The sequence below is a fragment of the Metamycoplasma arthritidis genome (assembly GCF_900660715.1).
GTDB lineage: Bacteria > Bacillota_I > Bacilli_A > Mycoplasmatales > Metamycoplasmataceae > Metamycoplasma > Metamycoplasma arthritidis.
In genome coordinates, this window is sequence record NZ_LR215047.1 from 668,803 (window position 1) to 685,119 (window position 16,317).

Here is a 16,317-nt window from a genome sequence, read left to right on the forward strand (position 1 = left end):
ATAAATGACTAAAAAGTTTTTTATTTTTCTGATTTTAACATTTGTTTTAACAAAAAAATATCTAAAATTCAGCATTAATAACTTAAAAATAGGATAATTTAAACGCAGTGAAATATCGCCTTTGAAAAAATAGATAGTTAATTTGCAAAAATAAGCCGTTAATACGCGTGAAATATGTAGTTTATATGCAATTTGTGCCACAATTTGCATTTTTTTTTTTTTGTTTGTATAATTCGGCCTGTTGTTTTTCTAAAAAACAATTCTCGCTACTGCAATTTTTAAAAAATTATATATAAGGATAGTTATTTTTAACTATTTAAAATAGGAGAAATAGAAAAATCTATTTATTATGAGCAATTCAAAGAAAAAAAAGATCGCAATCGCTACGCTTGCTATTGCGACTACACTTTTAGCAGCCGGAACTATTTCCGGCGTTATATATTCAAAATATTCAAAGCGTAATAATTCAATTAACCCCGAAGTACATATTGCTGAAAAAGAAAAAAAGATCCTAGAAGCATTACGTAAAAATATTGAAAAAGTTACAAAAAACCTTAAAGTTACTTCAAAAGCAATGAATCAATTGGATGAAGCTGGACCAAAACAAACGGATTTAAGCAAAACATTAGAAGATTTAAGTTTGCAATTAAAAGAAGCTAATGAAATTAAAAAAGAAGCTCAAAATGCTAAAAAAGAAAATGAATTAAAAGCTGAACTTGACGATCTTGACGATGCAATTAAAAATGCTACATTAGCCAAACAAAAAGTTGAAGCTAAAATTTCAGAATCAGACATCAAAATCAAAAAGCAAATCAACGACTACGAAAAAGACTTAGAAAAACTTAACCGTGAAGTCGAAAATAGCTTTATTAATAAGAACTTAAATGTGCTTTTAAAAACAATTGAAAAATTACTTAAACTACAAGAAAATGCTAACAATATTAAAAGTTTAACTAGCGCTATTGAATCAAAATACAAAAATGAAGCTGCTGCTCTTTTTGAAAAAGTAAAAGATGCTATTTTTAATGCTAAGAAAAAACAATTTGAACTTGAATTAGCTCTTAAAACCGAAAAAACAATCTTTGACGAACTAGAAAAGAAAATCAAAGAATATGACAGCAATCTAACTGACGCACAAAATGACGCTAGCAATGCTTTAACTTATGATAGCAAAAAAGAAAAATATCAAATCCTAGGTCGCACCATTGAAAGTATTAAAGAATATATTAGAGAACTAGAAGAACAAACAAAAGCACTAAAAGATCAAAACAATAAAAAAGCCATTGATAGTCAAATCAAGGCTTTAAATCAAAAATTAGATGAAACCAAAGTCGAATTAACAACTAAAAATAAACAATTAGCAGCCGAAAAAGAAAACAATGACAAAATCACTAAAAATAGTTTGGACAATGCTGACGATGCTATTAAAAAAGCAAATGATGCTATTGATAGTATTGATAATAAAAGCGCAGCCATCGAAGAGGCTGAACTCGCTTTAAATAATGCGAAAAATGACCTTGAAAATAAAAAAAGCACTTTAGTTGGCGATAGTGAAAATCAAACTAAAATCGATAAAAAAATTAGTGAAATTACTAAAAAACAACAAGAACTTGAAGAAGCTAAAATAAAACAAAAACAATCCGAAAACGAACTTGCAACTAACTTGGCAGAACAAGCTATTCAATTGCAAACCGAACTTGAAAAATTAGTTAAAGAACTTAAAGATAAAGTGACATTTTTGGATATTGAATCAAAAGCTGATGAAATTGAAAATAAAGTTAAAAACATTGAGGACACTTTTTTAAAAAGTGACGGAAAAGCCGATAAACTAAAAAATCACGATCACTTAAAAGACGCTTATGAAAAGTTGTTAGAAGCCAAAACGAATGCTATAGAAGCGGCTACAAAGGCTAAGGAAAAAGTTAAAACTGATCGAAAAGAATTAGAAACTCGCTATGAATCATTAAAGTCCGAAGAAAACAAATTGCAAGAAGCTCTAAAAAATGCTAACAACGATACTCAAAAATTAAACGAAATAATTAATGATATCGAAGGAGACAAAAAACTTCTAGAGCAAGTGCAAAAATTAATTGACGATATTAATAAAGTCAATCTTAATTCAGAAGTTTTAGTTAACACGGAAGAGTTACAAAATGATTTAAAATCCATTTTAACTCAAGCAAAATTTGATTTGGCAGGTAAAGAGGGAAAAATCAAATTATTAAATAATGAACTAGAAGAAAAAACTAACGAACTATCTTCTCAAGCCTCTACAACAAATAGTATTGTCAAAGAAAATGTCGATGATCTTGAAAATGCTATTGAAAAACTAAAAAGAGTCAAAGGCAACGCAGACGAATTTAAGAACGGCCTTGAAGATAAAAGACAAGAAAATGATATTAAAACGAAAACCCAAGAAAAATATGAAGCTCTTGAAAAAGCAATTAGCGATGCTCAAACTAAAATTAGCGAAAAAGAAGCTGAATTAGAAGAACAAAAAGACAAAAACAAAACAGAAATTGTTGATCCAACTATTGAAAAAGCTACAAAGTCCATTAATGAACTTGAAAAAAGTGACGATATTTCTACAATTAAAAAAGCATTGAGTGAAGCAAATAAAACGATAAAAACAATAAATGAATCTCAAAATAAACTAACTAAAGATAGTAAAAACAAAAATCTTGTAGATGAAAAACTAAAAGAACTTGAGAAAAAAATTCAAAAAAAGCAAGAAAAACTTAACGAATTAACCGCGGCTGAAGATACTATGGTTCAAAAAATAGAAAGAGAACTAACAAAAATCAAAGAAGAATTAGAAGCCGCTAATAGTGTCGCTAACAATGCTGAAGGAATTGACGCTAAAGATGCAGCAAACACGAAATTAGAAGAAGCAATTCAAAATGCAAAAAATAGTTTAACTAACCAAACTACAATTGCTAATAGTTTAAAAGAAGAAGATAAAAAGGCAAAATCTCTTGCTAAAATTGGCGAATTAACAAAGCAAATTGAAAATACATATGAAAATAATTTAAATGCGTTGAAAACAAAAAACAAACGCGACAAAGAGACAAATAATTCAAAAGTGCAAGAAGCTAAAGAAGAATTAAAAATCTTGTTGAATTCGGCTGATGAATTGATTGCTAAGTCTAATGATAATTTGGACAAAAATCAAGCTCTTGAGGAAATTAAAAATAAATTGCTTGAACAACAAGGAAAATTAAATAATCTTAAAAATGTCTTAGTTGGTGATTCTGAAAATCAAGTCAAAGTTGATCAAGAAATTACAAAAGTAAATAATAAGTTAAAAGATATTACTGAAGAAATAAAAAAAGAAAGTGAATTTGAAAGTCAAGTAAGGGCACTTCTTCAAGAAATTAAAGAACATTCTAAGTTACTTTTAGAGCAACTTTCTAAATTAAAAGAAAGCGAAAATAATGTCAATGAATTAGAAGCGCAAAATAATACTCTTCTAGAAAAAATTAATTCTCTAAAAGAATTTCAAAATAGTGAAAACGTTATTAAATTCAAAGATTTAGAGAAAGTAAAAACCGAATTAAATTATTTGGATGCGAACTTAAAAAAATCAGAAGTTGTCAACAACTTAACTAAAGAAGTGGTTGTTCACTATAAAAAATTAAAATTTTATAAAAAACATTTAGAAGAAAAATTTGAAGATTTTGAAACTATAAAAAATGACGAAAACAATTTGTTAGATATTCAACAAATGTTAAAAATCATAGATAAAGATGTTCAAGAAATGAACTCTTATTTATCAAAAACGCAAGATTTCATTAATAATGATGATGATAATGAATATATTTCCCCTAAAAGGATATTAGAAAAAGAATTAAACGACTTGAGAAAAAACTCATCATTGCAAAAAATTTACTTAGATTTCTTTAAAGCTACAAATAAATTTTTAGAAGATGTTATTGATGACGTTGAAAAGATTTTAAAAAATCAAGGGGGTTATTTGTTTGTAAGTAAAAATATGATAGTTTTTTCTGACAAACTAAAAAAATGATATGAAATTTCAAATTTCGTTAATAAAAATATTGGCTTAGATGAATATAATTCACACGATGAATTAGAACCAGAGCTAAGTTCTCTAAAAAGTAACATTAACCAAAAATATAAAATTGACAATGCAAGAAATTCATTCACACGAAAAGCAATATTAGATAAAGTATTACATATTTGAGCAGATCGTGTTGAACCTAGCGTTAGAGAAAACCTAAAAAAGAGATTAAGAACTTTCGACTTAAACAAATTTAAAAAAGAATTTGAAGACATGTCAGAAGATACAAAAAAAGATAAATTAGAAGAACTACTTGAAATATTGGAATTTATTGATTCGAATTCCACTGAAGAAACAAAGAAAATTTGGCCACTTTATCTTCCACAATTTATACCAGTTAAAACAGCACTAAAAGATTTGCTATGCACATTCACTAACGATTAAGTTTTACTTATTCAAGATGATTAAAATAAAACGCTTTTTTAATAAAAATGATGCCCCGCTTGCTAGCGGGGCAATTATTATTTTTGTATTACATAAACACTATTACTATTCAAAGATCGCTTTTTCAAAGTCAGTTTTAGGTTGAAATACTTCGGGAGCGTCATAGTAATGTATCAAATAATTCGCTGCTCTTATTAATAAAGATTTAAATCATTTTATAGTCTTAACATCTTCGTCGGCACCAAAAAACTTCTCTACACTATTCACCGGTCCATAAGGATCAACGGTACTAGGTCGAGAAGTTTTGAATTCAGCTTTCATTGTTTTAGATAGTAACACCGCCTTATCTCACAATGCTTGGAATTTTAAATCTTGGCTAACAAAATATGAGAGTTCATTATCAGCACTTTTCATGATGTCATCTAAAATATTAATGTTTCTTTTGATTTGTTCAACGTTATTTGGCTCTTTACGTTGAATGTCAAGAACAACTTTTAATTTAAGAAACATCATTTTAAAAATATCATCATGTTTTTCAATGCCTTCATATTCTTCTAAAATATTAAAAGCGTGTTGATAAAATTCGTTAAGTTTCGATCTAAATTGTGCAATCACTTCTTTAGTTTTGTCATTTTCATTAGTTAAACGAATTATTTTATCAAGCTCATTAAGAGTTACAACTTCATTTTTTACCGCTTTTAACGAGGGAAGATTTGGACGTTTGGGATTTGGAACCCTAAGTTTCATGCTTACTAGTGGCATTGTCCCTAAAAAACTTGCTCCAGCGGTAGCAAAAGCTATTAATAGTTTCCTGTTTTTCATTTTTATTACCTTTTTATTTATTACCTTATTTTCAAATTGTGTGTTGTTTTTATTCAACACATGCAAATTTTATTTTGAAATCTTTTCAAAAAAAATGATAAATTTATAAATTTTCATGTTGATAATCATTTTTCTTATTTTTTTATGGAGGTTAAAGTAATCAAAAATGTCAATTATGATAGAATTTTAGAGCAACTTTTTTAACCACTATAAACTTTATTTTTTATAATCAACATCCATTGAATTATTTTTTCCATAATTAGCTATTCTAAAAACGTCTTTATTTAAGGCAAAAAATTAAAAAGCATTCAAGATGAATCCCTTGAATACTAATATTTGTTTAGAATAGGCTATTTTGATTAGTTTCATCTAATTCATCTAGAATGCCTAATAGTTTTAGTTGCGAAGCAATTTTTGAATTTACTTTGGTGCGTTTTTCAAAATCTTCAACTGATAGAAATTCATGTTCATTTCTGGCTTGAATAATAGAATCGGCTACGGTTTCACCCAAACCTTCTACAACAACAAAAGGTGGAATCAATGCTTTATTTTCAATGTCGACTATTCATCTAGCGGCTTTAGATTTGGAAATATGTACATTTGTTATTTTAAATCCTCGAGCATACAACTCTTGAGTGATTTCAAGAATCGGAATTAAGTTAGTTTCTTTTGTACTTAGTGGTTCTTTTTTACTATCTGAGCGTTTTTTAAGTTCCAAAAGCTTATTATCTACTGCGTCTTTACCATCACTCATGACTTTAATGTCAATGGCGTCTGGTCTTGTTGAATAAAAGGAAGCATAAAACTGCAGTGGATAGTAAAACTTATATCAAGCGATTCGTCATGCCATAATAACATAAGCCGTTGCATGTGCTTTAGGGAACATATATTTAATCTTTTTAAGCGATTCAATATATCAAATTGGCACATTTTTACTTTGCAGCAAGGACTCTTGATACTCACTTAACCCCTTACCTTTTCTTACTTTTTCCATAATTTCAAAAGCTTCAAGGTGATCAATATTTCAATTAATTAAATCACGCATGATATCGTCACGACAGCAAACGCAATCTTGCAATTTTTTGCCTTGCTTTATTAACTCTTCGGCGTTTCCTGATCATACATCAGTACCATGACTAAGGCCGGACATTAGAATTAAATCGTTAAACGATTTGGGCTTAGCGGTTTTTAACATTCTTCTAACAAATGTTGTCCCAAACTCCGGAAGACCATAAGCGCCCGTTGTTTCATTAGATATTTCGCTTGGATTAATTTTAATGGCTTCAGTCGAGCTAAATAATGACATAACTTTTTCATCGAACTTAGGAATCTTTTTAGCATCAGTTTTTGTTAGATCTTCTAACATTCTAATTACCGTTGGATCATCGTGTCCTAGTAAGTCTAGTTTTAGAACATTATCGTGAATAGAAGTAAAGTCAAAGTGTGTCGTTTTTCAAGCACTCGTAATATCATTAGCTGGATAATTAACTGGCGTAAAATCTTCAACGTCAAATTCCTTTGGAATAATGATGATACCTCCGGGGTGTTGCCCAGTGGTTCTCTTGACGCCTTCAGTTTTTGATGCTAAAAAATCTAAAAATGTTCTTGTTCAAGGCTCTTCATGCAAACTATGAATTTCTTCATCGTATTTTCGACAAAAACCATAAGCGGTTTTTGAAGCAATTGTGGCTATCGTTCCCGCTCTGAAAGTATGAGCTTCACCAAAAAGTTCTTTAACATAATTGTGAATAGTAACTTGATATTCACCACTAAAGTTAAGGTCAATATCTGGAACTTTATTAGCTTCAAAACCTAAGAAAGTTTCAAACGGAATGTCATGTCCATCTTTTAGCATGATTGTTGCACATTTTGGGCATTTTTTATCCGGTAGATCTCATCCAGAAAAAATATGTGGATCTTCACTTCATTCAAAGTGCTTGCATTTTTCACATAGATAGTGCGGTTTAAGAGGATTAACTTCGGTTATACCAGCTAAATTAGCAACGATTGAAGAGCCTACTGATCCACGGCTTCCAACTAAATAACCATCTTGATTACTTCGCTTAACTAATTTGTGGCTAATTCAATAAATTACTGAATATCCATATTTAGTAATAGGTCCTAATTCTTTTTCAATTCGGCTAAGAATTTTTTCATCAATATTATTGCCATAACGTTCTTTAGCAGTTTGATAAACAACTTCTTTAAGCTTATTAGCAGAATCATCAAAAGTAGGAAAATACAATTTATCTTTAATAACTTCAATTTTTGGAGTAATTTGTTCAGCTAATTTATGAGTATTATCAACAACAATTTCGTTGATCAAAGTTCCATCATTTAAAAACTTAAATTCATCTTTCATTTGTCTTGTGGTCAAGTACTTAAAATCAGGAGTAGCAATTTCACGATACTTTTTAAGTCAATGTTGCCCTCCACCTAAAGTTGGAGCATTAACATAAATTCGATAAATCAAACTTTGATAATCATAAATATAACGAGCATCGCTAACGGCAATGCAAAGCTTGCCTAACTTTTTGGCTTTTTCTAACAAATCTTTATATGCAAACTGCACTTGCTCTAAAGTAATAGAATCATCTTTATAAATGTAGTTAAACGTACTAATTGGAGGAAATTCAATATAGTCATAAGGCGCAAGTGCTTTTAAAATGTTTTCATCGGTGCCAGTCATAGCTTCTTCTCAAACTCAGCCGGCGTTAGTTGAAGTACCTAGCAAAAGATCTTCATCATGTTCTCATTTATCAATAAAAAGTCTTGGACCACCATGATAGTCGTCGGTTAGCGATTTTGAGATAATCTTAAATAGCTTTTTTAGCCCTTTTTGATTTTTAGCTATAACTCTTACTTCACGGGGGAATTTCTTAGCAAAAAGTTTATCATCGTTGACTGCTGCTAGTTCATTAGCCGTACGAATATTTTTTTCACGGGCTAATTTAAGAATCATCAAAATTCACACATTAGCTAGTACATTGGCATCATAATCAGCCCGGTGTGCTTCATTTCTAGCATAATAAACATTGAATTTTTTAGCAACAATTTCTAAACGATAAGATTTAGCTTCATCAATTAAAAAACGTGCAATTGCTAAACTATCAATACCAATAATTTTTGAATTATCCAATCCATATTTTAGAAAGTTTTCTTTGCAAACATTAATATCGAATTTTGCGTTGTGAGCAACACAAATTCGGTTTTTTAATATATCATAAATTTTGCGAACACCTTCTTCTTGAGAATAACCGTTTGCTACAGTGTTATCAGTAATTTTTGTAATTTCTGTAATTGAAGGCGGAATGGGTTTCGTTGGTTTAATAAAAAATTGATGACTCTCTTTAATGATGCCATTTTCAATAATAGATGCACCAAATTCAATAATTTCATTGAAACGAGGACTAAGGCCAGTAGTTTCAAGGTCAAATACTACATAGGTTTGCGAAGATAAATCAAAATCAGCGGGAGTACCATAGAAAAATCCATTATCTGAGCTAATACTACTAATTGTTGCCCCATAAATAGGAACAACACTTTTATCTTTCTTAGTAGCGTTGTAAAATTCAGGAAAACTTTGGACATCATCTAAATCAGTTATTGCAATCGCACGATGGCCAAAGTGTTTAGCTGCTTTTAAATAGGCACTTGGGCTACTAATACCATCTTGTGTGGACATATTGCTTCGTAGAGCGAATTCAATTCGCTTATTCTCTTCATTATCGTCGCTTAGCCTTTGCAATCCCTCGGTGACAATAATATTTTTGGTACTTCCACAAAATACAATTTTAGTTTTACTATATTGATCATCAGTTAATTTTCCCGTTACAATAACGGTTTCGCCATTTGTTATTTTTAGCTCTTCATTATCTTCTAATAATACTTTAATTATTATTGCTTCATTATAATCAGAAAGCCCAAAACTAGCCATTGACTTGCCGCTTGAAAACTTTCTAACGTCAATACTAAAAACTTCGCCTTTTAAAGTGATTAAATCAGCGTAAGAGTTAAGGGCACTTTTAATATCCATTTCAATCGCCTTTGCCTTACTACGACGATAAGGTTGATTGCTAGTAGACGATGGAGTATTGTTTGCTTCTTCTTTTTTGAATTTGTCAAAATTTTCAACAACAGCTTCGATTTTCTTTGCTCGTCTTTTTTTAGTATCTTCTTCAATAATTTTAAGTTTTATCTTGTAAAAACCAAAGCCAATATTTTCTAACGATTCTTTAAGATTATTTTCTAATTTTTTAAGCCCGTCATAAGTTTCTTGATTAGGTAAAATTAAAATAAAATCATCACCTTCCAAAGAAACTAAATCCATATTAAAAAAGTTTTTATAAGCAAGTAGCGGTGAATGATCACAAAGAAAAACATAGTGCAAATAGTCAATAATTGTGCTCTTATCACGAATTAATGATCTGACCGAAAAGCTAAAGTTATTGTTAGGAAAGCGCTTATCTAAATGAGTCTTAAAATCCTTGAAATTATCAATACTAATGTGATGAGGAAAAATGATATCAAACGTTCATTTATGCGTTGATTTATTTAATTTGGCTTCTTTAAAAGAAGTGCCCCGAAATTCATCATTTAATTCAAATTTAATTTCTTTACATAGTTTTAAAAAAGTTTCATCAAATTCATTTTTCATCGTCAATTTTCTCCTTTTTAATTAGAATAATAAGATTATTGAAGTTGCCATTATTACTAATGAAAGCGAATCAAAGCGGTCCATTAGTCCACCATGACCCGGAATTAAATTAGAAAAATCTTTAACCTTCATTCTTCTTTTAAGTAGTGAAAAAAGTAAATCGCCAATTATGGCAATAGCTGGCAGGAAAATAATGCCAACAATTAATTGAATGTAGTTATTAAAAATAGTAAAAGTGTGATTGTTTGTTAGTTTGCCCAAATACATTAGTATAAAGACAAAAATAGCACCAAAAAGATAGGAAACTATTGCTCCTTCTCAAGTTTTTTTAGGACTTATTTTTGGACAAAATTTGCGTTTAAAAAGTTTGTGGCCAAGTAGCATACCTCCAAAGTAACCAAAAGTGTCAACAATCATCGGAATTAAAGCTACAGCAAAGAATAAATATAGATTTTGAGTATTATAAATAAAAAGTAATTTTCCGGTCAATGGCAAATAAATTATGCTAAATAAAGTAATTAAATAATAGCTAATAAAATCATGAGTATTTTTGTAATTTTTTAAGTTAATAAGCATTACTAGACTTACTGCGACAAAAACAATGATATAAGCAATAAAGCTTTGATAGATTAAAGTCCCTTTACCGCCGATATATTGCTGTAAAAAATTAGTTATATTAGAAGTCTTTGTCGTTCAAAATAGTTGATCTATATCTTGTCACAAGTTAAGTGGGAAAATCCAAATAATTAATCCAATCAACGCCAAGAAATAGTTATAAAAATAATGCAATTTGTTGTGCTGAATAACTTCGTATGTTCCATACAATGTAAAAACTAAATAAAAAACTGCTGCCACGATTTTTCCACCATGGCCAGTAAAATAATTAATAAATATAAAAGGTAAAATCAACCCAAAAAAAATTACAGCCGACTTGACTCTCTTAACCAAATTTTTCATATTAATAAACTCTATTATATATGCTAATATCACTAGAAAGGCAATTTAGTTAAAAATCATAATTTGCCAAAACAAACGCCTAAAAAGGTGAAAAAGTGAAAAGCGGATTAACAAAAATTTTTGCTTTTTAAAGTAATTTTTTGTTTTTTGTGTAAAATGTTAGCGAATATTTTATGATATTCAAAACCAAATAATCGCTAGTAGATAATATGACATTTCATGTCCATAATTATGCCTTAATTTAAATAGGCAATGTAGCGATGCTTATTTAAAACTCTATATATAAAAAACTTTAATTCGATGAATCAATACGAATATAACATTAGATTTCTCTTGCATATATATAATAACTGACTATTTGATTTTTCGTATAGCTCCTTATTTATCATCCCCTTTCAAGCCCGAGAAACATATTTGAACTTAAAGTTATATTATCTATGGCACGCTAGTTGCTATATATTAATTTTTTTAAGTATAGCATTTAAAAAAACTATCTAAAATTACTTTTTTTCCTATTATAAGTAATCCAACCCTGTACTAGCCGGGGTTGGTTATTATATTATAAAACGCCCATTTGTTAGGCGTTTTTTTGATAATTTAGCATCAATTAATCTGCTTGTCTTAAAGAGCTATTAATTTGCGAAGTTGAATCGTTAATTTTATTAGTGAATTCATCATAAATCTTAGCAATTTGCGTTGCGTCACTAATGCCATCTAACTTAGCTTTTAGTTCGGCTTCAATTGTTGCTTTATAGCTTTCAAAATTTGATGGAATTTTTTTATTTTGTTCAAGTTGCTTGCGAGCTTTTTCATTTTTAGCTAAGGCACTATTGTATTTTTTTAGATACCCTGGTTGACATGACAATGCTATTAGTAGGCTTAGTCCAACTAAACTAACAGCGCCTAAGGAAAGAAAGAATTTATTCATTTTTTTCATACTGCCTCGTTTCATTAATTATTTGTATTTTCATCAACTAATTTTTTAGCTTCTGATAGGTTAACACTAAAGAAGGTGGTAACTCCACGCTTTTGCATGGTAGCTCCATATAATTTATCAACTCTTTCCATAGTACCTTGACGGTGAGTAATAACAATAAATTGTGTATCAGTTTTTAAACTTTGTAAAAACTCAGCAAATCTTATAACGTTAGCTTCATCTAAAGCCGCTTCTACTTCGTCTAAGATACAAAGTGGTAGTGGTTTCGCTTTTAGAATTGAAAATAGTAAGGAAATAGCAATAAGTGCCTTTTCACCACCAGAGAACAGTTTAAGATTTTTAATTGATTTGCCAGGAGGTTGAGCAATAACATCAATTCCTGATTCTAGTAAGTTTTCGGGATCGGTGTAGCGAATTTCTGCCATACCGCCCCCAAACATTTTGGCAAAAACAAACTTAAATTCGCCATTGACTAAATCTACTGTTTGACTAATACGATCAACAATTATTTTGTCCATTTCTTCAATGGCTTCTTCAATTGTATTTTTAGCATTAACAATTTCTTCTTCTTGTTCTTTGACGCTATTGTATCTGCTTTCAACTTCTTCTAGTTGTTGAATAGCATCTAAGTTAACATGACCTAATTCACGAAGATCTTGGCGAAGCCCTTCAACTAATTTTCTAGCTACGGCAAAATCAATTTCAGGATTATAGAATTCTTTAGCTGTTTCAAATAACATACCATATTGTTCAGAAAGACGCTTTTTGGCATTTTCAATGGCGCTTTCGGCTCGAGCTTTTTCAGCAATTTTACTTGCGTTTTGGTTTAAAATGTCTCTAATTTCAACATCGGCTTCACTTTTCTTGAAGTTAAGTTGGTAAAGCTCTTCTCTTAGGTTTCGCAAAATTTCACTTTGTGTTCTTAATGAAGCGTTTAGATCACTACGTTTTAGGCTTAAACTATTTAATGAAGCAGCAAAATCGATATTTTCTTCAAGTTCTAATTTTTCATCTGAAAGTTGTTGATATTTAACACGAGCATCGTCAAATTTTTGAATTAAAAGTTCATGTTGACTTTCGTATGAAGTTTTTTCTAATGTTAAGTTGGTTGAATAAGTAATGTCTTTTTGTTGTTCATATTCAAGATTATTAATTTTTTCGCTTAGAGTAGCTAGATTTTTTTCAAGTGCCGGAATGTATTTTTCCAGCTCTTTGATTTGCTCGTCAATACCAAAGACTGAAACCGCTTGCGAAGCTTCACCCCCGCTCATGACACCACCAACTCTAATAATGTCGCCATCAAGAGTAACGACCATATAGCGTTTTTCTAATAATTTTGAAATTCGGTTAGCATTATCAATTGTATCTACTACTAAAATGTTTCCCAGTAAGAATCTCCGTAGTATTTCATATTCACTATCACTTTGAACTAATTCACTAGCAACACCTAAAAAACCTCGTTGTGTTTGTGCAACTACTAGGTGTTGTTCATTTACCATTCGAGGATTAATTGAAGCTAATGGAATAAATGTTGCCCGTCCGCCGTTATTTTGCTTTAGAAATTCAATTGCTGCTACAGCGGTTTCTGATTTATCTACAACGATGTGTTGTAAGGCACTTGCTAAAACTGTTTCAATTGCTCTAGCGTATTTTGCATCAACTTCAATAATTTGACTAACTAAAGCTTTATAACCCCTAAATAAATGTGCGTTTTCAATAACATTCTTAGTTCCCTTGGCTAAATTTGAGCGATTATCACGGACTTCTTTAATTACTTCAATTCTACTTTTAACACGATTTAGTTTTTCGGCTTCACTAGTAAATTGACGTTTAAGTTCTGAAATTGATGACGATCTTTTGACGGTTCTTTCTTGAATTTCAGAAATTTCAGTGCTTTTATCACTAATGAATTTTTTATACGATGAAATTTTGGTACTTAGTTCGCTTAAAAGTTCTTTTAACGAAGCGATTTGGTCTTGAGTCGAAACTTTAATTTCCCCGCTTAGTACCATTTCACGATGTTTTGTTTCCTTAGCACTTCTAATTTCTAAGCTAGTAATATCATTTTTTACTTTTTCAAGTTCATTTTGAATTGTTTCAACAGTTTTTTCAAGGTCATTAATAATAGTTGATTTTTGTTTAATTGCGGCTTCGTAGGTACTGATTCTAGTTTCAAGATCTTCTTTAACAAATTCAAATTCTTTTGCATCTTTTTCCAAAACTGTTAGACGTTCTGAAAAATTAATAAAATCATGAACTAACAAAGTAACTTCAACATCTTTAAGTTGTTCAGTTTTTTCTTTGTAAATTTTAGCTTTTTCAGCTTGACGTTGTAAGGGCTTTAGTTGTTTTTCTAATTCTTGAACTAAAACAGTAATTTGATCAAGAGCTTCTTGTGTTCTTTCAAGTTTTCGTTGTGCTTCAATCTTTCTTACTCGATACATTGAAGTTCCACTTGCTTCTTCAAAGATTTCACGTCTTCTTTCGGGAGTCGCTTCAGCAATATCACTAATAGTTCCTTGACTAATAATTGCAAGCGAAGATTTTGAAATTCCACTTTCCATCGCAATTTCTTTAATATCTTTTTGACGTGCTAGTTCGCCATTAATGTAGTATTCATTTTGCCCTTTACCACGATGTAAAACCCGCGAAATTGTGAAAAAGTCATGCGGAATTGAAACAGCACGATCACGATTGTCAAAAGTTAAAATGACTTCAGCACGATTCATTTCTTTTTCGGTTTTTGATCCTGAGAAAATAACATCTTCCATATTATCGCCCCGCAAGGCTTTGGAACTAGTTTCTCCTAAAACTCAACGAATAGCATCATTAATATTTGATTTACCCGAACCATTAGGACCAATAATAGCAACAACGCCACCGTCAAACATTAGTGTTACTTTATCAGCGAATGATTTAAATCCATGGGCTTCGACTTTGATTAATTTCATTATTAGTTGCCTTTCATAATTTTCAATACCATGAAATATTAATAATTATATTAAATAAACGATATTTTGTTGTAAGAGCAAATTTTATACTATTTATAAAATAAAAAAGACACCCTATATAAAAAGTGCCTTTTTTTGCTAAATAACTTGTAGAACTACCACACCAATCACTAATCAAATCGGAATGAAAATAAAGCTTAACATGGTGCACAAACTACTTACTTGCGACGTGTAGTTTTCATGAGTTTTAAAGTGTTGTGAATAAATAACAACAGTTGTTCCCGGAGGGACTGAACCAGTCATCACAAGCACGGCACCAACACTAGGATCTAAAATTTTGGCTTTGACAAATGGAATTAGCATCACCAAGATAAGTGCTGGCATTAGAATCATTTTAAACATCAAGAACAATCAATTTTGTTTGCTTGCAAACATTGCTCTAAGATCGGTTTTAGCCAAACTAGTACCAATAACAATTCAAATGAGTGGGCTAACAAGAGATGCTAAAATGCTAATAGGTTTTGCTAAATATGGCATTGTTACATTTAAGTCAAATCACCCTGTTGGTTTGCCTTGATAAGGAACATAAAGTTGTTTAATTGAATCTCAAACTACTCATTGAACCTTACCATCAGCGTAAGTGTAAGCGTAGATTTTACTAAAGTTAGGACCAAAAGTTCCTACTTGACTGAATGTTTTTACAACCTCTTGATTGCCAATAAGAACTGTGCCACTTTTAGCACCTTCTCCTGTTAAAGGTAAATCTCTAATTGTTGATCCTGCTCCAGGAATGTATTGTGAAGATCACAAAATCAGTGCACCTAAAATGGCTAAAAGGGAAGGATTAAGTAAAGCTTTTTTAAGAGTAAATTTGAATTCTTTTTTAGTAAATCTAACTCCTGAAATTAATGTATATGCAAGCCCAAATCCGCCAACATAGTATAAAATATTTCAAATATTTAGCGCTCCTAGCTGAATTCCTTGAGGGTATACTCCCATGATAATTGGAGTAGCAAACAAAATATTAGAACCATAAATACACATTAATCATGTAACTAAGTGTTTTTTCTTTAAACTATCTAAAAAAGCTGATTTGTTAAAGATTTCTTTTTGTTCTAATTCTTGCGAATCTTGTCATTCGTTAAATTCTCTTTCAGCACGCAAAATAATTTTTTTAGGTACTGCTTGGGGCACTAGTTTCACTCAAATAAGGGCGATGGTAGTTAATAAAATATAATAAAGGGCACTAAGTCCGAAAACAATACCCAAAGTCTTAATATCGGTTTTTTCTGCATTTTTCATGAAAGAATAAAATGCTAAAAATGGTAATAATACATTGATAATTATTTTTTGGATGCTCAATGTTCCTTGGTCGTTTAAGACCTTGAATTTATAAAGCAAAAAACCTAGCAACGTTATGGTTATTGTTGCTATTATTGCTGCTCATAAACCAGTATTGGTTATTATTCCTTGAAATAATATCCCAGGATTTGTATCCATTTTTTATCCTTAAATTTTGTTATAAAAATGT

7 protein-coding genes are annotated in these 16,317 nt (G+C 30.3%); 1 reads left to right on the forward strand and 6 read right to left on the reverse strand.

Annotated features, from left to right (window positions below; translation table 4 throughout):
• Positions 1–349: 349 nt before the first annotated feature.
• The gene (locus EXC42_RS06420; RefSeq protein ID WP_012498441.1) at positions 350–4,462 is read left to right on the forward strand and encodes an MspA/MspB/MIB-like signal-anchor domain-contatining protein; all 4,113 of its coding nucleotides are present in this window, start codon (positions 350–352) and stop codon (positions 4,460–4,462) included.
• A 105-nt stretch (positions 4,463–4,567) separates the two neighbouring features.
• Here EXC42_RS06420 and EXC42_RS02685 read toward each other — a convergent pair whose 3' ends face one another.
• The 6 genes from EXC42_RS02685 to EXC42_RS06425 all read right to left on the reverse strand — a co-directional run bounded on the left by EXC42_RS02685 (position 4,568) and on the right by EXC42_RS06425 (position 16,286).
• On the reverse strand, positions 4,568–5,284 hold the full coding sequence (locus EXC42_RS02685) for a superantigen MAM (protein ID WP_012498442.1): 717 nt from the start codon (positions 5,282–5,284) through the stop codon (positions 4,568–4,570).
• 340 nt (positions 5,285–5,624) lie between these two features.
• A complete protein-coding gene (locus tag EXC42_RS02690; protein ID WP_012498443.1) occupies positions 5,625–9,941 on the reverse strand; it encodes a PolC-type DNA polymerase III in 4,317 nt (1,438 codons plus the stop codon).
• Positions 9,942–9,962: 21 nt separating this feature from the next.
• A complete protein-coding gene (locus EXC42_RS02695) occupies positions 9,963–10,796 on the reverse strand; it encodes a phosphatidate cytidylyltransferase (RefSeq protein WP_165169459.1) in 834 nt (277 codons plus the stop codon).
• 709 nt (positions 10,797–11,505) lie between these two features.
• The gene (locus tag EXC42_RS02700) at positions 11,506–11,835 is read right to left on the reverse strand and encodes a hypothetical protein (protein WP_012498445.1); all 330 of its coding nucleotides are present in this window, start codon (positions 11,833–11,835) and stop codon (positions 11,506–11,508) included.
• Between the two features lie 14 nt (positions 11,836–11,849).
• Positions 11,850–14,786 (reverse strand): AAA family ATPase, encoded by a 2,937-nt coding sequence (locus tag EXC42_RS02705; RefSeq protein WP_012498446.1) that lies wholly within the window; start codon positions 14,784–14,786, stop codon positions 11,850–11,852.
• Positions 14,787–14,924: 138 nt separating this feature from the next.
• Entirely contained in the window at positions 14,925–16,286 is a 1,362-nt protein-coding gene (locus EXC42_RS06425) for an AEC family transporter (protein ID WP_012498447.1), read from the reverse strand.
• Positions 16,287–16,317: the final 31 nt, after the last annotated feature.